This is a genomic window from Marinobacterium lutimaris (assembly GCF_900108065.1).
GTDB lineage: Bacteria > Pseudomonadota > Gammaproteobacteria > Pseudomonadales > Balneatricaceae > Marinobacterium_D > Marinobacterium_D lutimaris.
Genome location: NZ_FNVQ01000001.1, coordinates 1 through 18,430, shown reverse-complemented (window position 1 = coordinate 18,430; position 18,430 = coordinate 1). Strand labels below are relative to the sequence as shown.

16 protein-coding genes are annotated in these 18,430 nt (G+C 57.4%); 9 read left to right on the top strand and 7 right to left on the bottom strand.

Annotated features, from left to right (window positions below):
• Positions 1–50: 50 nt before the first annotated feature.
• Positions 51–1,385 (bottom strand): aspartate aminotransferase family protein, encoded by a 1,335-nt coding sequence (locus C4S72_RS00080; RefSeq protein WP_104001057.1) that lies wholly within the window; start codon positions 1,383–1,385, stop codon positions 51–53.
• 129 nt (positions 1,386–1,514) lie between these two features.
• Here C4S72_RS00080 and C4S72_RS00075 point away from each other — a divergent pair, with 129 nt between their 5' ends.
• Positions 1,515–2,435, top strand: coding sequence for a LysR family transcriptional regulator (locus tag C4S72_RS00075; RefSeq protein ID WP_104001056.1), 921 nt, complete (start codon positions 1,515–1,517; stop codon positions 2,433–2,435).
• A gap of 554 nt (positions 2,436–2,989) precedes the next feature.
• On the opposite strand, the gene C4S72_RS00070 is transcribed toward C4S72_RS00075, so the two are convergent.
• From C4S72_RS00070 to C4S72_RS00045, 6 genes are all read right to left on the bottom strand, one after another.
• Entirely contained in the window at positions 2,990–3,439 is a 450-nt protein-coding gene (locus C4S72_RS00070; protein WP_104001055.1) for a MarR family winged helix-turn-helix transcriptional regulator, read from the bottom strand.
• 335 nt (positions 3,440–3,774) lie between these two features.
• Positions 3,775–5,094 carry a TRAP transporter large permease gene (locus C4S72_RS00065; RefSeq protein ID WP_104001054.1) on the bottom strand — a complete coding sequence of 440 codons (1,320 nt, stop codon included), beginning with the start codon at positions 5,092–5,094 and terminating at the stop codon, positions 3,775–3,777.
• On the bottom strand, positions 5,094–5,606 hold the full coding sequence (locus C4S72_RS00060) for a TRAP transporter small permease (RefSeq protein ID WP_104001053.1): 513 nt from the start codon (positions 5,604–5,606) through the stop codon (positions 5,094–5,096). Before C4S72_RS00060 ends, C4S72_RS00065 begins: the two co-directional genes overlap by 1 nt.
• A complete protein-coding gene (locus tag C4S72_RS00055; protein ID WP_104001052.1) occupies positions 5,603–6,649 on the bottom strand; it encodes a TRAP transporter substrate-binding protein in 1,047 nt (348 codons plus the stop codon). Before C4S72_RS00055 ends, C4S72_RS00060 begins: the two co-directional genes overlap by 4 nt.
• A 300-nt stretch (positions 6,650–6,949) precedes the next feature.
• The gene (locus C4S72_RS00050) at positions 6,950–8,005 is read right to left on the bottom strand and encodes a TRAP transporter substrate-binding protein (protein ID WP_104001051.1); all 1,056 of its coding nucleotides are present in this window, start codon (positions 8,003–8,005) and stop codon (positions 6,950–6,952) included.
• A gap of 167 nt (positions 8,006–8,172) precedes the next feature.
• Entirely contained in the window at positions 8,173–8,652 is a 480-nt protein-coding gene (locus C4S72_RS00045) for a MarR family winged helix-turn-helix transcriptional regulator (protein WP_104001050.1), read from the bottom strand.
• A 269-nt stretch (positions 8,653–8,921) separates the two neighbouring features.
• Between C4S72_RS00045 and C4S72_RS00040 the strand changes: the two genes are divergently transcribed.
• From C4S72_RS00040 to C4S72_RS00005, 8 genes are all read left to right on the top strand, one after another.
• Complete coding sequence (locus C4S72_RS00040; RefSeq protein WP_104001049.1) at positions 8,922–10,484, top strand: acyl CoA:acetate/3-ketoacid CoA transferase; 1,563 nt, start codon at positions 8,922–8,924, stop codon at positions 10,482–10,484.
• A gap of 31 nt (positions 10,485–10,515) precedes the next feature.
• On the top strand, positions 10,516–11,724 hold the full coding sequence (locus C4S72_RS00035) for a thiolase family protein (protein ID WP_104001048.1): 1,209 nt from the start codon (positions 10,516–10,518) through the stop codon (positions 11,722–11,724).
• 281 nt (positions 11,725–12,005) lie between these two features.
• Entirely contained in the window at positions 12,006–12,767 is a 762-nt protein-coding gene (locus C4S72_RS00030; RefSeq protein WP_104001047.1) for a crotonase/enoyl-CoA hydratase family protein, read from the top strand.
• Positions 12,768–12,818: 51 nt separating this feature from the next.
• Entirely contained in the window at positions 12,819–13,586 is a 768-nt protein-coding gene (locus C4S72_RS00025) for a 3-hydroxyacyl-CoA dehydrogenase (protein ID WP_104001046.1), read from the top strand.
• A gap of 18 nt (positions 13,587–13,604) precedes the next feature.
• Positions 13,605–15,380: an acyl-CoA dehydrogenase gene (locus C4S72_RS00020; RefSeq protein WP_104001045.1), complete on the top strand. Its 1,776-nt coding sequence runs from the start codon at positions 13,605–13,607 to the stop codon at positions 15,378–15,380.
• A gap of 92 nt (positions 15,381–15,472) precedes the next feature.
• Positions 15,473–17,329 (top strand): feruloyl-CoA synthase, encoded by a 1,857-nt coding sequence (locus C4S72_RS00015; RefSeq protein WP_104001044.1) that lies wholly within the window; start codon positions 15,473–15,475, stop codon positions 17,327–17,329.
• A 37-nt stretch (positions 17,330–17,366) separates the two neighbouring features.
• Positions 17,367–17,816 (top strand): acyl-CoA thioesterase, encoded by a 450-nt coding sequence (locus C4S72_RS00010; protein ID WP_104001043.1) that lies wholly within the window; start codon positions 17,367–17,369, stop codon positions 17,814–17,816.
• Positions 17,817–17,819: 3 nt separating this feature from the next.
• On the top strand, positions 17,820–18,430 hold a 611-nt coding region (locus tag C4S72_RS00005; RefSeq protein ID WP_104001042.1), incomplete at its 3' end, for an electron transfer flavoprotein subunit beta/FixA family protein.

Sequence of the window (18,430 nt, the reverse complement as noted above, 5' to 3'; positions counted from 1 at the left end):
TTGTTAACTCTTATATGAAATAGCTTTTCCAAGCGCTTTGCAGCGCCGACTTAGTCGGCGCTGTTGATCGCATCACCAAGGATGTTGACGATCTGATCGATCTCATCGGCCTCAATGATGAAAGGCAGACCCAACTGCAGGGTATCCGCACCGTAACGCACGTACAGACCTTTCTTCCAGCACTCCATGGCGATTTCCCAAGGACGGCGTGCAGGTTCGCCCGGTTTATGCGCAATGCTCAGGCCCGCCGCAAAACCGTAGTTACGGATGTCAGTGACGTGCTTGATGCCCTTGAGGCTGTGAATCTTCTCTTCAAACAGCGGCGCCATCTCGGCAACACGCGGAATCAGTTTATCCTTCTCGAGCACATCCAGCGCAGCCAGACCCGCAGCACAGGCCACCGGGTGGCCAGAGTAAGTGTAGCCGTGCGGCAGCTCGACGTTGTAGTGCGGACCGCCCGCTTCCATGAAAGCGTCATAGATTTCATCTTTGGCGATAACAGCACCCATCGGAATCGCACCGTTGGTGATCTGCTTGGCCACGTTGATCATGTCCGGGATTACGCCGAACGCATCGGCACCGAACATGGCGCCCGCGCGACCGAAGCCGGTAATCACCTCGTCAAAGATCAGCAGGATGTTGTGCTTGTCACAGATCTCGCGCAGGCGCTTCAGGTAACCCACCGGCGGAATGATGACACCGGCAGAACCGGAAAACGGCTCAACCATGACGGCGGCGATATTGGACGCATCGTGCAGGGTCACCAGGTCTTCGAGCTCGTCAGCGAACTCGGCGCCGTGCTGCGGCATACCCTTGGTGAACGCCATATCCGGACGCCAGGTGTGGTTCAGGTGATCGGACTCCATCGCCTGGCCCCAGAGTTTGCGGTTACCGCCGATACCGCCAAAGCTGATGCCACCCCAGCTGGCACCGTGGTAACCCTTGGCGCGGCCGATAATACGGGTCTTGGTGGCCTGACCTTTCTGACGCCAGTAAGCACGGGCGATCTTGGTGGCAGTGTCGGCAGATTCGGAACCTGAGTTGGTGAAGAACACCTTGTTCAGACCTTCCGGCGCCAGGTTGGCCACCTTCTCGGCCAGCTGGAATGCCAGCGGATGGCCATACTGGAACGCCGGCGCGTAATCGAGCACACCCAGCTGCTTGGCAACCGCTTCCTGGATCTCAGGGCGGTTATGACCCAAGCCACAGGTCCACAGACCAGACAGGCCATCAAGGATCCTGCGACCTTCCGCGTCGATCAGGTAGCCACCATCAGCCGCGGTGATAATGCGCGGATCGGCCTTGAATTCACGGTTGGATGTGTAGGGCATCCAGAATGCGTCGAGCTGGGCTTTTGTAACCCCTGCCAGTTCTGCCTGGTTCATTGTTTTTGGTCCCGAAATCGTTAATGGGCAATGCATTTGATGGGTGAACTTTAGACAAGGCCTTATGTTTGATAAATTACAACTTATCGAAATAAACTTTCATCAGTACGAAACATTAAAAGGTCTCCAATGCGAGCACTTCTGGGTAACCTGACCGACGCCGATATCCGACTGCTGAGAATCTACATGGCGGTGGTGGAAGCCGGCGGTTTGAGCGCCGCCGAACTGGAACTGAATATCGGCCGCTCGACCATCAGCCGCCATCTGAAAGACCTGGAAATACGCCTGGGTATGACGTTATGCCGGCGTGGACGCGGGGGGTTTTCGATGACCCAGGAAGGCCTGCAGATCTACGAGTATGCCCAGCGGCTGGTGACCTCCATCGAGGAGTTCCGACACCAGGTGAACGATATGCATCGGACCCTGCAGGGACAGTTGTCGATCGCCATGTTCGATAAGACGGTAAGCAATCCGGAGTGTCAGGTGCCGGCTGCGATCAACCGCTTTATCTCCCAGGCGCCAGAGGTTCAGATCGATATCCATGTGGTGCCGGTGAACCTGATCGAGAAAGGGGTGCTCGACGGTCGCTATCACGTGGGGGTCATCCCTACCCACCGCTCCTCCAGCAGCCTGAAATATATCCCACTGTTCGGCGAGCAGATGTACCTTTACTGCGGTGAAGGCCACCCGCTGTTCGAGCGCGCCGACAGCGCCAGCGCTGATGAGATCCGCAGACAACGCTACGCCGGGCTGAGCTTTCACAGCCCTAACATGGAAACCACACGCAAGCATGAGCTGGAAAAAAGTGCGGTAGCCAACGACCAGGAAGGTATTGCCACGCTGATTCGCTCCGGCGCTTATATCGGCTTTTTGCCCGATCACTACGCAGAGCGCTTCGTGCGCTTTGGCAAGATGCGAAGACTCTCCCAGGGGGGATTCGACTATCACTGCGAATTTGCCGCGCTGTATCGCAAATCGCCGGCACCGACACGCCTGGTGCAGGAATTCCTCTCAGCGCTGGAAGAGTGCCACGGACACTCGACGTCCTGAGCCTGTTTGAAGCAATCAACGGTCGAAATGAAGGGGAAGTAAAAATCCACCTGCATAGCAGGTGGCTTTGCATCAAGCTCCCTATAAGGGAGCCTGGATAAACCTACCGACAAATGCCGGGATCACATAAATCCGAATCCTTTTTTAGGCCGGTTTCGGCTGCTGCCGAGCAAAGAGACTTGTGCGGACAAGTCCCTTTGCAATCCCAAACCGCCCCTAAGGCTTGGTCGGCTACGCCGACTTCCCTGCGCTTCTCGCCTGAAAGAGCGGGAAAGGAAACTCACCGCTTCGCGGTTCAAACAACCTTTCCCTTGTTTCTCTTTCAGCCTGCGATGCTCGGCTGCGCCAAAGGGGATCGATTATGCGCTCAGGCAGCCATGAGACATCGAGCCCCGTTATCGATACCACACAAGAAAGGCAGAGCCTCGACTAAACGATCACCACTTCCATAGGAGACGGTTTAAGAGCGACAACAAAAACGGGAGTCCTAAGACTCCCGTTGTAGCAAGCACCCTACCGGGTGCGCGGTGGGCTTTTGTCTAAGCAACAAGCGATCAGCTGGAAAAGCGCCCCAGCACCTCGACCAGCCACTCTTTTTCGCCGGGCTTGAGTCGCTCGCAGAGCTTCTCTTCATGCTTGATCACGCGATCGACAAGTTCTGTATAGAACTCCTGTCCGTGCTCGGTCAGGTAGAGCGCGTAGGAGCGACGATCACGCTTGGAGGGACGCCGCTCGATCAGGTTCAGCTGCTCAAGCTTGTCGACTGCCGCCACCATGGCGGAGCGGTCGTTGCCCAGCGCCTGTGCTACTGCGGTCTGAGTCAGGCCAGGATTCTCCTTGGCGATGGAAAGCACGCCGAACAGACCGGGGCTCACGCCCAGATCGGAACAAACTGCAGCGAAGTTACTAAAGAAGGTAAGCTGCGCACGTCTCAGCCGGTAACCGAGCATTTCACCCAGTGCGCCAAAATTGATATCGTCCGCTGCTCCGTTTGAGCCGTTCATTCCACCTCCGCGCCTTTAGATAGGCTGAAAAACCATATATCTCATTCTCAACTGTTTAAGTTTAAACATATAAATTTTTAGCACAAGCCTATTACTTTCCTGCAATGAAAAGCGGCAATGAAAAGCGGCAATGAAAAGCTGCAATAAAAAGCTGCAATGTGAGGCCTCAATGAAAAGCTGCGATGAAAGGTCGCAACGAAAAGCAACGTTAGAGAGCAGCGAAGGAGAACCGCTAAGGTTGCTGCGGAGAACAGCGCCCATAAAAAAGGGGGAGCTGATAGCTCCCCCCAAAAAGGCGACACGAGGTTTTAATTGTCGCTAGGGATGGGCACCCACTACGAGAGCAGGTGAACCAAAGCCAGGGTGATCGGCGGAAATGCCACTAGCAATCCGACACGGACGATGTCCGAGATCAGGAAAGGCACCACGCCCTTGAAGCAGTCTTTCATCGGTAGAGAAGGATCGAACGATTTAATAATGAATACGTTCATTCCCACCGGCGGTGTAATCAGGCCGACCTCAACCACCACCAGCGCCAGGATGCCAAACCAGATCCCCACATCCGCAGGAGCAAAACCGAAGTCCATCGACATGATGATCGGGAAGTAGATCGGGATGGTTAGCAGAATCATCGCCAGACTATCGAGGAAGCAGCCCAACACCAGGTAGGTGAGCAGCATCAGGATCAGGATCATGTATGGCGAGAGCCCTGAATTCTCGATCAGTTCTACACCGGCCTGCGGCAGCTGCGACAGCGCAATAAAGACGCTGAACAGATCCGCGCCAAAGACGATAAAGAAGATCATCGCCGTAGAGATCGCCGTTTTGATCAGGCTCTCTTTGAACGCGTCGAACTTCATCTTGCCGTGGGTAAACGCCAGTACCGCGGTAAGAACGACACCCACTGCCGCTGCTTCCGTAGGCGTAAACAGACCCAGGTAGATACCGCCAAGCACGATCACGAAGATGATCGAGATGTGCCAGACATCCTTGGTCGAACGCAGTTTCTCGCCCCAGGTGGTCTTTTCACCACGCGGGCCTGTGTTCGGGAACAGGCGCACATAGATGGCGATCGCCAGCATGTAACCGAAGGCCGCCAGGAAACCGGGCACGAACGCGGCGATAAACATCTTGGAGATATTCTGCTCGGTCAACACGGCGAAGATGATCAACACCATGGACGGTGGAATCAGAATACCCAGGGTACCACCCGCGGCGAGACAGCCAGCGGCCAGACCGCCCGAGTAGTTCAGGCGCTTCATCTCCGGCAGCGCTACCTTGCCCATGGTGGACGCGGTGGCGAGCGACGATCCGCAGATCGCGCCGAAGGCGGCACAGCCGGACACGGCAGCCATGGCGAGACCGCCCTTCATATGACCGACCCACTTGTTACAGGTGCGGAACAGCTCCGCGGTAATACCGGCACGGGTAGCCAGCTCCCCCATCAACAGGAACAGCGGCACCACGGACAGATCGTAGGTGGAAAACTTGGCGACCGGTGCAGTCCCCAGATATTCAAGCAGTGCCGGTGCGCCCGCCAGCAGGGTATACCCCAGCGCGCCGCATCCCAGCATCGACAGTGCGATGGGAATACGGAACCCCATCAACACCAGAAGCAGTGCCATCATCGCGAAGGCAAGCTGTATATCACTCATTAAGACTGCCCCCGGAAGAAGAACAACTTGTGCAGACTGCAAAGTCCCATCAGCACCATGCAGAGAACACCGACCGCATAGACCCACCACATCGGCATGCTAAGGATCATGGTCTGCTCAAAAAAGTCCCGCGATTCGAGCCCGCTGACGGTGAGGCGCCAGGTCAGCACCACAGCCACGACCAGGAACAAAAGATCGGAGATCTTATCCAGCAGTCTCAGCGTTGACGGCTTGCAGCCAGCCGTGAACAGATCCACGACCACGTGACCCTGCTTGAGGTAGCACTCCGGCAGAAACAGGAAAACGGCAGCGGCCAAACCCAACTCAACCAGCTCGTAGTCGCCCTCGACAGAAACTCCTATCGTGGCACGACCGACGATGCTGACAACGGTCATCGTTGCCAGCGCCAGCATGATCAGGCCTCCCACCAGCGCAAACTGGCGGGATACCCATGCCAATCCCCTGCCGACCTTATCCTGGCCGGCAGATTGATTCGGCGTATTAGCACTCATGACTCTTTGCTAACCTGCGCTTCATATTTCTTGATCAGTTCAACCGCTTCGTCATACAGACGCTGGCCGTCTTCGGTGTCCCCGATCCATTCATCGGTGACCGGCTGCATCGCCTGCTTCCAGTTGGCGGTTTCCTCTTCGCTCAGGGTGTAGAAGCTATTGCCCTGGTTCACGGCAGCCTCACGGCCTACAGCCTCGTATTCATCGAACAGGCTACCGATATGGCCGGCCAGCTCGAGACCCGAGTTGTCGTCGATCACCTTCTGCAGATCCGGCGGCAGCGACTCGTAAGCATCCTTGTTCATGGTGAACAGGAAGAACTGAGCGTACAGACCGCGATCGCCCTGGATCTCGGTGTGGTGCTTGACCAACTCATGAATCTTCAGCGGAGCAACCACCTCGAACGGCAGAACCGCCACATCGAGAACGCCCTTGGACAGTGCGCTCGGCATCTGCGGTACCGGCATGAATACCGGGCTAGCGTCCAGCTTGGAGAACGCGTCAGCCATCACCTTGTTGGGGGCACGCAGCTTCATGCCATCCAGGTCGGCACCGGTTTTGATCTCTTTTTCACGGGAATGCAGGGCGCCAGGCGCGTGGGTATGCATCGCCAGCAGGTGAACATCACTCAGCTCATCCGCCATCTCTTTTTCGGCATACTCCTGAATCGCCATGCTGGTCGCTTCGGCGCTGGCCGGCATAAACGGCAGTTCGAAGACACTGGCGCTGGGGAAGCGGCCCGGGGTGTAACCGCCTACAGTCCAGGTGATATCCGCAATACCCTTACGCGCCTGGTCGAACAGCTGAGGCGGTTTGCCGCCAAGCTGCATAGCCGGGAAGAGTTCGATATCGATACGACCGTTGGACTCGGCTTCGATCTTCTCAGCCCAGGGCTGGAGAAACTTGGAATGAGCCATAGACATCGGCGGGAGGAAGTGGTGCAGCTTGAAAGTGTATTCCGCTTCCGCAGAAAAACTCGGAGAGGCCAGGGTTAGTCCTGCGACTGACAGCGTTACCGCTGCCGCAAGTGTTTTGATACGCATGATCAGCACCTTGTTATTGTTTTGCGGTTCTCGATTGCACTCAGACGGTGTGAGGTACACACATGTCCATGCCTACTAGTTATTACATAAATTGTTTAACTGTACAACATATTAACCATTCAATTTTTATACATTCCACCAATTACTAATCTTTAGCGTACTCCGGCCTAGGATAGAGGGTCATGACGCCAAGCAGCTGATGATCACGTACTCTGAAATTGAATGGGCTTCGGCACCGCCTGGCGCTGCCGAGACCTCTTTTTCGACCGCAGCAGAACCACTGCTGCGACCCATCCCCTGTCAGGACTGATTAACCTGCTGGGTGTATTTCTCGATCAGGGTCTGCGCCTTACGATAGAGCCCTTCGGCGTCATAGCCGTCGTCCGACATCTGCTCCATCCACTCCTGGATAGCTGGCTGCATCGTCTCTTCCCAACTGTTGCGCTCCTCCATGCTCAGCTCGTAGAAGCTGTTCCCCTCTTTCACCGCCTCTTCGCGGGCGATGCCCTCATATTTGTCGAACAAAGAGCCAATATGACCCGCCAGTTCGATACCGGAGTTATCGTCGATCACCTTCTGCAGATCGGGCGGCAGCGACTCGTAGGAATCCTTGTTCATGGAGAAGATAAAGAACTGGGTGTAGAGACCGCGATCGCCAGGGATCTCGGTGTGATGATCCACCAGCTGGTGAATCTTCATCGACGCTACCACCTCAAACGGTAACACTGCGATATCCAGAACCCCTTTTGAAACGGCACTGGCCATCTGCGTGACCGGCATGAACACGGAGTTGGTGCCGTAGGGTGAAAAAGCCTCCGCCATCACCTTGTTGGGCGCACGGAAGTTGGTGCCATCCAGGTCGGCACCGGTCTGTATCGGCTTTTCTCGGGAGTGCAGCGAACCTGGTGCGTGGGTATGCATCGCCAGCAGATGAACATCACTCAACTCATCGCCCATCTCGGTTTCGGCATACTCCTGCAGCGCCATACTGGTGGCCTCGGCACTGGCCGGAATAAACGGTAGCTCGAATGCAGTTGCCTTGGGGAAGCGCCCTGGCGTGTAGCCCCCCACGGTCCAGCTGATATCCACTATCCCCTTGCGGGCCTGATCGAACAGTTGCGGCGGCTTACCGCCCAGCTGCATGGCGGGGAAGATCTCGATATCGATTCGCCCGCCGGACTCCTGCTCGATTTTTTCTGCCCAGGGAGCCAGAAACTCTGCATGCGGCATCGCCATCGGCGGCAACATATGGTGGAGTTTGAAGGTGTACTCCGCATCAGCGGCGAAGCTAGGTGAAGAGGTGGCAAGCCCTGCTACCGACAGCGCAAGCGCCGCCGTTATTGTTTTTATGCGCATCAATTCTCTCACTTGTTATTGTTATCGTCCGACATCCGCCACTCAGGGCTCTGAATGCCAGCGGTTGGGTTGGCGTTCATGTCATAATTGTTTAGCTGATAAACATATTAAAACTATAAATATATTTCCATAAACAATAAGTCGAAGTGGTGTCTGCCTCCGGGCTTTTACTCGGTGGGTGACCCGGCCAGCGCCACGCGTTTGAGCAACCCGACAAACTGCTGATGCTCCTCCGCCGTCAGCATCGAGAAGAACTCTTCGTTGTGATCCCAGGCGCGCCCCGCCACCCGGTCGCGAAACACCCTGCCGGCACTGGTCAGAAACAGTGCATTGGAGCGACGGTCCGTTTCAGAGGGCTTGCGCTCTATCAGGCCTCGCTTTTCCAACTTGTCGACGATCGCCACCATCGCCGAGCGATCATTGCCTATCGCCTTTGCAACAGCCGTCTGGGTCAAACCCGGATTGCAGCCAACCACCTCAAGCACGCCAAACAGGCCAGGGGTGATATCAAACTCATCGAAGAAAAAGCAGCGAATGTTCTTGTAGGTGTTGAGCTGGGCCCAGCGCAACCAGTAGCCGGTTAGCTCGTTGAGGATGCCGAAATCGACCTCGCCCAATTTAAGGGCTTGATTATCAGATGCTTTCACGTGAGATCCGTCACTCTTGTTATTTTTTCAAAGCCAGGAACAGGTCCGCCGACTGTGTCGTGGTACAAACACACTAGTTTGATACATAAACTATTATTAGTATCAATTTGTGTATTTGGCTATCTTCTTACCACAGCCTTGGCCAGGATTAGATTAGACTTTCCAATAGTTGCACACTTAAACAATTAGCGCTATAAACCACATCATACGAACGATCACAACCCGCACCCGCCCCCTGCGGCGACCCCGACAATAAAAAGGTTTCGTTGATGAAAAAACTGATTACCGCCGACCAGGCCGCTGGCCTGATCAACGATGGTGACACCGTCGCCTGGACCACCATCGGCATGTCCTACTTCGCCGAAGAGATCGCTCAGGCGCTGGAAAAGCGCTTTGTCGAAACCGGCTCACCGAAGAACATCACTCCCGTCCATGACTGCGGTTGCGGCAACGGCCAGGAAGCCGGCATGGCTCACCTCGCCTACGAAGGCCTGACCAAGCGTCTGGTCAGCGGCCACACCGGTCAGGCGCCGAAAATGGCGCAGATGGTTGCCGACAACAAAATCGAAGCCTACCTGCTGCCCCAGGGCGTGCTCGCTACTCTCTGGCGCCAGATCGCCGGCCACAAACCGGGCGTTATCACCAAGGTCGGCATGGGCACCTACGTGGACCCACGCCTGCAGGGCGGTAAGGTTACCGACAAGACCACTGAAGATATGGTCAAGCTGATCGAGATCGAAGGTGAAGAGTGGCTGCTTTACAAGAGCTTCCCGGTGAACGTGGCGATCATCCGCGCAACTACCGCCGACGAGAACGGCAACCTCACCGTAGAAGAGGAAGCGCAGATCAGCGAAGCCCTGCCGATGGCGCAGGCCGCACACAACACCGGCGGTATCGTTATCGCCCAGGTCAAACACCTGGCCGAAGCGCACAGCCTGCACCCGAAAGACGTGAAAATCCCCGGCGCGCTGGTCGACTACGTGGTCGTCGCGAAGCCGGAAAACCACAAGCAGACCATCACCACGGAATACAACCCGGGCCTGGCAGGCAACACCCGCGTGCCTCTGGGTGCGATCCCGCCGATGCCGTTCAGCGAGCGCAAGCTGATCGCCCGCCGCGCCGCCATGGAGCTGCGCCCCAATACTTTGGTTAACCTCGGTATCGGTGTACCCGATGGCGTCGCTTCCGTGGCTGCCGAAGAAGGCGTCGTCAAGCAGTTCACCCTGACCACCGAGCTTGGTACCTACGGCGGCATCCCCGCTTCCGGCGGCGACTTCGGTGCCGCCTGGAACGCCGACGCGATTATCGAACATCACGCCCAGTTCGACTTCTACGACGGTGGTGGTCTGGACATCGCCTTCCTCGGCCTTGCCCAGGCAGATACCAAAGGCAACCTGAACGTCAGCAAGTTCGGCCCTAAAGTGGTTGGCCCCGGTGGCTTTATCAACATCACCCAGAGTGCAAAAAAAGTCGTGTTCTGCGGCACCCTGACTGCCGGCGCCAAGTACGAATTCAGCGAAAACGGCATCCATATCACCCAGGAAGGCAAAGCGAAGAAATTTGTCGAGGCCGTGGATCAAATCACCTTCAGTGGCGATATCGCGCTGCAGAACAAGCAGCCGGTGGTCTACATCACTGAGCGCGCTGTGTTCGAACTGCGTGAAGGCGGGATAACTCTGACCGAGATCGCACCGGGCCTGGACCTGGAGAAGGACGTTTTGGCCGCCATGGACTTCCGTCCGCAGATCGCCGACGACCTTAAAACCATGCCGATCGAGCTGTTCCAGGAATCCTGGGGTGGCCTGAAGCAGATCATGGCTGACGCAGAATAATCGCTACATAAAAAATAACAGGAGCGAAAAGATGTCTCTGAACAACGTTGAGATCCCCTACGGCGCCTATTGGTCCACCCCGTTCACCAAGTGGCAGGGTACCCTTCAGCACCTGCATGCCATGAAATTCGCCGCCTGGGTCGCCAAAAGCGAACTGGCCAAGCGCGATATCGACCCGACCAGCTTCGACTCCGGCGTACTGGGCATGACCAACGCCCAGTACCAGTCGTTCTACGGCGCGCCCTGGCCGCTGTATGAGATCGGCGCCACCAAGACCCCTGGCCATATGCTGAGCCAGGTCTGCGCCACCGGCGTTCGTGGCCTGTTCGCCAGCGCCTCCGAAATCGCGCTGGGCATGGCTGAAACCTCCCTGTTGCTGACCGCAGACCGCTGCTCCAATGGTGCCCACATCTACTACCCGGCACCGGGCGGCCCCGGTGGCTACGGCCAGTCGGAAGATCAGGTCACCTACAACATGCAGCACGACGCCATCGCCGGGCACTCCATGATCCAGACCGGTGAAAACGTGGCGAAGAAATTCGCCATCACCCGTGAAGAGTTGGATGCCGTCGCCCTGCGTCGCTATGAACAGTACCAGGCAGCCCTGGCCGACGATCAGGCGTTCCAGAAACGCTACATGACCCTGCCGTTCAGCGTACCGACCCCGAACTTCCGCAAGGAAGCCGCCGTTCTGACCGCTGACGAGGGTGTCTTCCCGATGACCGCCGAGGGCCTGGCCAAGCTGCGTCCGGTCAACGAAGGTGGCGTCGTTACCTTCGGCAACATGACCCACCCCGCGGACGGTAACGCCTCTGTGGTGCTGACCACTGCCGACAAGGCACAGGCCTACGCCACCGACGCCAGCATTCGCATCAAGGTGTGCGGCTTCGGTCAGTCCCGCACCGACCTGGCTCACATGCCGGAAGCTCCCATTGAAGCCGCCAACAACGCGCTGAAGATGGCCGGCATCGATGTGAAAGAGGTCAAGGCGATCAAGACTCACAACCCGTTCGCCGTGAACGACGTCGCCTTCGCCAAGGCCACCGGCGTCGACGTCATGAACATGAACAACTACGGCTGCTCCATGATCTGGGGGCATCCGCAGGGACCGACCGGCATGCGCGCGATCATCGAGATGATCGAGGAACTGGTGATCCTCGGCGGCGGTTACGGTCTGTTCACCGGCTGTGCCGGCGGCGACCAGGGCATGGCGGTGGTTATCCACGTCAGCGACCGCTGATAGCCGATCCAACGCATGAACACGCGCCACAGCCCGGACCTGTTTCCGGCCTGTGGCGTTCATCGTTTAGGGCGGGACGGCCACATAAGCGGTGCAAACTATTCTTTAGTCGAAATATCCGCACAAACTGTTTGAAATAACATTTGTTGTGAGTTACAACTATTATCAATACAAACAAGACTGGTTCGAGCCAGGCGGGAGCGCCATCCATCGGCAGCCCCAGGCATCAACCAGAACGACTACCAGAACCATTACCAGAACAACAACAAGAGGCAAAACACATGAGTGAATATCGTCACCTGACATTCTTGGTCGAGGACGGCATTGGCCACCTGACACTTAACCGTCCTGAAAAGAAGAACGCCATCAACGATGCTCTCTGCCTCGAAATCGAAGATGTGTTCCGTAACCTGCCCCAGGGCCTGAAGGTCATCCTGTTCTCCGGTAACGGCCCCGAGTTCTGCTCTGGCCTGGACCTGTCCGAGCACACCGCCCGCGAACCGTTCGAAGTGGTTCAGCACTCGCGCATGTGGCACCGCGTGTTCAGCTACATTCGCAACTCCGGTATCCCGGTAGTTGCCGCCCTGCACGGCGCCGTGATCGGTGGCGGTCTGGAACTGGCGATCTGCGCTCACGTACGTGTTTCTGACGAAACTACCTTCTACCGTCTGCCGGAAGGCCGTCACGGTATCTTCGTGGGTGGCGGTGCTTCCGTGAACGTGGCCCGCGTTATCGGCGCCAGCCGCATGACCGAAATGATGCTGACCGGCCGCACCGTGAAGGCGGAAGAAGGCGAGCGTCTCGGTCTGGCCCACTACGTGGTCGAGAAAGGCGCGGCACTGGAAAAAGCCAAAGAGCTGGCCGCCACCATCGCCACTAACTCCAGCTACTCCAACTGGGCCATGGCTACCGGCCTCTCCCGCATCGACAGCATGTCTGCCGACGACGGTCTGTATACCGAATCCCTGATCACCGGTATCACCCAGAGCAGCGGCGAAGTGAAAGAGCGTATCGACGCCTTCCTTAACCGCAAAAAGTCATAACACGCCCCAACACAACCGTACCCCTAGCCAGAATAACAAGAGGACCCGAGCATGAACTTTCAGGATCGCCACTTTATCGTCACAGGCGCCAGCTCCGGTATCGGCGAAGCTGTAGCCCGTCGTCTGCACTCCCTTGGCGCCAAGGTTAGCCTGGCCGACATCAACGAAGAGAACGGCGAGAAAGTCGCTGCCTCCATGGGCGAGCGCGCTCGCTTCCAGCGCACCGACATCTCCGACGAAGCCTCCGCACAGAGCTGCATGGACAGCGCCGTTGAAGCCTTCGGCCCGATTAACGGCCTGGTCAACTGCGCCGGTATCCCGGGTGCAGAGCGTGTTGTTGGCCGCGAAGGTCCTCACCGTCTGGGTACCTTTGAGCGTGCCCTGCGCGTCAACCTGATGGGCACTTTCAACATGATCCGCCTGGCCGCGGACAAGATGCAGAACAACGAGCCGGGTGAAGACAACGAGCGCGGCGTTATCATCAACACCGCATCTGTGGCTGCCTTTGACGGCCAGATCGGTCAGGCTGCCTACTCCGCTTCCAAAGGCGGCGTCTGCGCCATGACCCTGCCGATCGCCCGCGAACTGGCCCGCTTCGGTATTCGTGTGCTGACTATCGCACCGGGTATCTTCAAGACCCCGATGATGGACGTACTGCCGGAAGAGGTTCAGCAGTCTCTCGGTCAGTCCGTGCCCTTCCCTCAGCGTCTCGGCAATCCGGACGAGTTTGCCGCACTGGCACAGCACATCATCGAAAACCGCATGCTTAACGGCGAGGTGATCCGCCTCGACGGCGCCATCCGCATGGCCGCCAAGTAAGCAGCGAAGGAGTTCAGCATGAGTCTGTATCAGGCACCACTGAAAGATATGCAGCTGCTGCTCCAGCACGCGCTGGAACGCACCGGTGTTCGCGATCTTCCTGCATTTGCCGATTTCGATGACGAACTGATCGGCGCGGTTTTGGACGAAGCGGGCAAGTTTGCCAATGGCGAACTCGCTCCTTTGAACAGCATCGGCGACACCCAGGGCTGCCGTTTTGAAGATGGCAAGGTGATCACGCCGGACGGTTGGAAAGAAGCCTACCAGCAGTTCACCGAGTCTGGCTGGACCGGGCTGGCACTGCCGGAAGAGTTCGGCGGTCAGTCCCTGCCGAAGTTTATCGCCCAGCCGGTAAATGAGATGTGGCTGTCAGCGAACCTGGGCTTCATCATGTTCCATGCGCTGACCCAGGGTTGCAGCGAGATTCTTCTGCACTTCGGTAGCGAAGAGCAGAAAGCCCGCTACCTGGAGCCGATGATCTCCGGCCAGTGGGCGGTGGCCATGGCACTGACCGAACCTAATGCAGGCTCTGACCTGGGCTCCTTGACCACTAAGGCGATCCCCCAGGGTGACGGCCGCTACCTGATCAAGGGCCAGAAGATCTTCATCACCTACGGTGACCACGATCTTACCGAAAACATCATCCATTTCGTGCTGGCCCGTACCCCCGACGCGCCCGCCGGAAGCCGCGGTATTTCGCTGTTCGCGGTACCCAAGTACCGCATCGAAGCAGACGGTTCCGTGGGTGAATCCAACGATGTGGCCTGCACCGGTATCGAGCATAAAACCGGCCTGCACGGCAGTCCCACCTGCTCTATCAGCTATGGCGACAACGATGCCTGCTACGGCGAGCTGATCGGTGAAGAAAACCGCGGTCTGATGGCGATGTTCATCCTGATGAACGAAGCCCGTCTGAGCTGCGGCATGCAGGGCGTCGGCTTCGGTGAAGTCGGCTTCCAGCGTGCGCTGGAGTACAGCCAGGAACGCACCCAGGGCTCCGACTATCGCACCGGCGAACGCACGCTCATTGCTAACCATCCGGATGTCGTACGCATGCTGCTGTCGATCCGTTCGGAAGTGATGGGGCTGCGTTCACTCGGCTACCTGATCGCCGCGATGATCGACAAGTCCGAACAGTGTGATGCCGAGGAAAGCCAGGCGCTGAAAGCACGTATCGCCCTGCTGACCCCGGTTTTCAAGGGCTGTGCGACCGAACGCGGTAATCTGATGGCGGGCACCACCATCCAGATCTTTGGCGGCATGGGGTTCGTCGAGGAGACCGGCGTTGCCCAGTTGATGCGCGATGCCCGTGCCAACACCATTTATGAAGGCACCACCGGTATTCAGGCCCGCGACCTGGTATTCCGCAAGGTTCAGCTTGATAAGGGAGCTGCCCTCACTGCCCTGCTGGAGGATATCGATGCGGTTGCTGCGCGACTGGCCGAAAGCGAATCACTCGCTACCCTGGCGGAGCAGCTCAGCAGTGCAAGCGCTCTGATGCGCGCCGCGATCGGCCAGATCATCGACAAGGACAACGCAGACTTGTTACAGCTGAATGCGGGCGGAGTTCCCTTTATGGACGCGCTGGGCACCCTGTGCTGCGCCTGGCAGCTGGCCGATATCGCCCTGACAGCGGAAGCCAAAATCGCCCAGGGCGATGACTCTGATTACCACACCAACCTGGTTGCCCTGACGGAGTTTTACTTCAGCTATTCGGTCCCCAACATCGAAGCTGGGCTGAAGACGTTTAACCAGGCACACCAGGGTGTGGGTCGCTACCGCTTCGATCTCTGAGCGGCACGCGACAGCAAAGATTACAAAAACAAAAATTCTTAAACCTCCGGCCGTGATAACTAAAAAAAACGGCCGGAGAGGGAGAAACAACTATGCTAGCCGATTTTCATCCGGTGAATGTTCACGACTTTGGGGTAGAAGTAGAGTATCGCGACAATGGAGAACAGGTTGTCCGCTGCCCTCGCCCGCTGGACGACTATGCAGTACGTATCACCGACCGTCTTGAGTACTGGGCCGATAAAACCCCTGACGCTATCTTCGTCGCCCAGCGCAACGAAGAGGGTGAGTGGGAAAAGCTGACCTACCGTGAAACGCTTGAGCGCGTAACATCCATCGCTGCCTGGCTGCTGGATAAGAACCTCAGCGCTGAACGTCCGGTGATGTGTCTTTCCGGTAACAGCATTGAACACCTGCTGCTGGCTTTGGGCTCCCAGTACATCGGTGTCCCCTACTCGCCGATCTCCACCGCCTACTCACTGATCTCCACCGACTATGGCAAGCTGCGTCACGTTTTCGACCTGCTGACGCCGGGCCTGGTATTTGTCGATAACCTGGGCCCGTTCCGCGATGCCATCGACGCGGTGATCCCTGCCGACCTGCCGCTGGTTGCCGTATCCAAAGAACACGGCGACGATGGCCTGAAAAACCCGGTCACGCTGTTCTCAGAACTGCTGGATACGCCGGCCTGCGCCGCTGCCGACGCAGCCCGTGACGCCACTAACGGCGACACCATTGCCAAATTCATGTTCACCTCAGGCTCCACCGGCATGCCCAAAGCGGTGATCAACACCCAGCGCATGATCTGCGCCAACCAGGTGATGATGAACTCGCTGATGGAGTTCCTGCAGGAAGAGCCACCGGTACTGGTCGACTGGCTGCCGTGGAACCACACCTTCGGCGGCAACCACAACATTGGTATCGCACTCTACAACGGTGGCAGCCTCTATATCGACCACGGCAAACCCACTCACAAGGCGTTCGGGGTCACCCTGAAAAACCTGACCGACGTGGCGCCCACCGTCTATTTCAACGTGCCCAAAGGCTATGAACTGCTGGTCAAGGAGCTGCGCGCCCATCCTGAGGTGGCGAAGAAGTTTTTCTCCCGTCTTCAGCTGATGCACTTCGCGGCAGCGGGCCTGTCCCAGCATATCTGGGACGCCATTGACGAGCTGGCGATCGAACACACCGGTAAGAAAGTACCGATGATCACAGGCCTGGGCGCTACCGAAACTGCACCTGCTGCCCTCTTCGCCTCTATCGTAGAGTGTGCTTCAGGCGTTATCGGCACGCCGCTGCCGGGCATCGAGCTCAAGCTGGTCCCCAATGGTGACAAGATGGAAGCCAGGGTTCGTGGGTCCTCGGTCACTCCGGGTTACTGGCGTGCCGAAGAGCAGACCGCCAAGGCTTTCGACGAAGAAGGCTTCTACTGCCTCGGCGATGCGGTGAAATATATCGATCCGGAAAAACCCGGCCGTGGCTTCCGTTTCGATGGCCGCGTTTCTGAAGACTTCAAACTGGATACCGGCACCTGGGTCAGCGTGGGCACACTGCGTGCGCACATTATCCACTTCTTTGCACCGTACATTCAGGATGTGGTGATCGCCGGCCACGACCGCGACTACGTTTCCGCTATGGTATTTGCCGATATCGGCCACTGCCGCAAGCTGATTCACGATGGCGATCAGCTGTCCGACCTGGAAGTGCTGCGCTCACCCCGTGTGCGCGAAACCTTCCAGCGTCTGCTGAACGAGATGGCAGAAACCGCCACCGGCAGCTCCACCTGCATCCGCCGTCTTCGTTTCCTTGAGGAAGCTCCGTCGATCGACCTGAACGAGGTCACTGACAAGGGATCGATCAACCAGCGTGCAGTGCTGAAAAACCGCGACGCCCTGGTGAAAGACCTCTACAGCGAACAGCCTTCCGATGAGGTGATGATCCTCAGCAGGTAAAGCAACACCTGCGGATACTAAGGTAGTAGGTACGCTGATGTTAAGGGCAAAGCGTGAACTGACAATCGAATGGGGTCACTGCGACCCCGCCGGGATTGTGTTTTACCCGCGCTACTTCGAGTTTTTCGATGCATCCACCGCCAACCTGTTCAAGGTCGCCGGCATCGACAAGTTCGAACTGCGCAAAAAGTACGACATTCTCGGCTTTCCGATGGTTAACACCGATGCGGATTTCAAAATCCCATCACGATATGGCGAAAAGGTCAGCATAGAAACCCGGGTAGCCGAGGTTGGAAAAACCAGCTTCAACATCGAGCACCGGCTGATCAAAGAAGACGGACAACTGGCGATTCTGTGCCACGAGAAACGGGTCTGGGTGACCCAGTCCGACGACAGGATCAGACCCAAGGCGATTCCCGCAGAGGTGGTCGCCCTGCTGACCAGCGCTAATAATGAAAGAACAGCTCAGGGTTCCGGAGGGATCTAGACAATGAAAATACTCGTTAGCGTAAAACGCGTCATCGACTACAACGTCAAGGTACGTGTAAAGGCCGATAACTCCGACGTGGATCTGGCCAACGTCAAAATGGCACTCAACCCCTTCTGCGAGATCGCGGTTGAAGAAGCGATCCGCCTGAAAGAAGCCGGTGTCGCTTCCGAAGTAGTGGTGGTTTCCATCGGCCCGAAAGCGGTGCAGGAACAGCTGCGTACCGCCATGGCACTGGGCGCCGACCGCGCTATCCAGGTTGAGACCGATGATATGCCCCAGCCTTTGAATATAGAGCCGCTCAACGTGGCCAAGCTGCTGGCCAAGGTGGTCGAAGCGGAACAGCCGGGCCTCGTTATCCTCGGCAAGCAGTCCATCGACTCCGACAACAACCAGGTAGGCCAGATGCTGGCGGCTCTGACCGGTCGCCCCCAGGGTACCTTCGCTTCCGCCGTCAAGGTTGAAGGCGATAAGGCTATGGTGACCCGTGAAGTCGATGGCGGTCTGCGCACCCTGTCACTGGATCTGCCGGCCATCGTCACCACCGACCTGCGTCTGAACGAGCCGCGCTACGCCAAGCTGCCGGACATCATGAAAGCCAAGCGCAAGCCGCT

Excerpts from the sequence above, each read along its gene's own strand:
- C4S72_RS00080 (WP_104001057.1), bottom strand. The coding sequence starts at position 1,385 with ATGAACCAGGCAGAACTGGCAGGGGTTACAAAAGCCCAGCTCGACGCA.
- C4S72_RS00075 (WP_104001056.1), top strand. The coding sequence starts at position 1,515 with ATGCGAGCACTTCTGGGTAACCTGACCGACGCCGATATCCGACTGCTG.
- C4S72_RS00070 (WP_104001055.1), bottom strand. The coding sequence starts at position 3,439 with ATGAACGGCTCAAACGGAGCAGCGGACGATATCAATTTTGGCGCACTG.
- C4S72_RS00065 (WP_104001054.1), bottom strand. The coding sequence starts at position 5,094 with ATGAGTGATATACAGCTTGCCTTCGCGATGATGGCACTGCTTCTGGTG.
- C4S72_RS00060 (WP_104001053.1), bottom strand. The coding sequence starts at position 5,606 with ATGAGTGCTAATACGCCGAATCAATCTGCCGGCCAGGATAAGGTCGGC.
- C4S72_RS00055 (WP_104001052.1), bottom strand. The coding sequence starts at position 6,649 with ATGCGTATCAAAACACTTGCGGCAGCGGTAACGCTGTCAGTCGCAGGA.
- C4S72_RS00050 (WP_104001051.1), bottom strand. The coding sequence starts at position 8,005 with ATGCGCATAAAAACAATAACGGCGGCGCTTGCGCTGTCGGTAGCAGGG.
- C4S72_RS00040 (WP_104001049.1), top strand. The coding sequence starts at position 8,922 with ATGAAAAAACTGATTACCGCCGACCAGGCCGCTGGCCTGATCAACGAT.
- C4S72_RS00035 (WP_104001048.1), top strand. The coding sequence starts at position 10,516 with ATGTCTCTGAACAACGTTGAGATCCCCTACGGCGCCTATTGGTCCACC.
- C4S72_RS00030 (WP_104001047.1), top strand. The coding sequence starts at position 12,006 with ATGAGTGAATATCGTCACCTGACATTCTTGGTCGAGGACGGCATTGGC.
- C4S72_RS00025 (WP_104001046.1), top strand. The coding sequence starts at position 12,819 with ATGAACTTTCAGGATCGCCACTTTATCGTCACAGGCGCCAGCTCCGGT.
- C4S72_RS00020 (WP_104001045.1), top strand. The coding sequence starts at position 13,605 with ATGAGTCTGTATCAGGCACCACTGAAAGATATGCAGCTGCTGCTCCAG.
- C4S72_RS00015 (WP_104001044.1), top strand. The coding sequence starts at position 15,473 with ATGCTAGCCGATTTTCATCCGGTGAATGTTCACGACTTTGGGGTAGAA.
- C4S72_RS00010 (WP_104001043.1), top strand. The coding sequence starts at position 17,367 with ATGTTAAGGGCAAAGCGTGAACTGACAATCGAATGGGGTCACTGCGAC.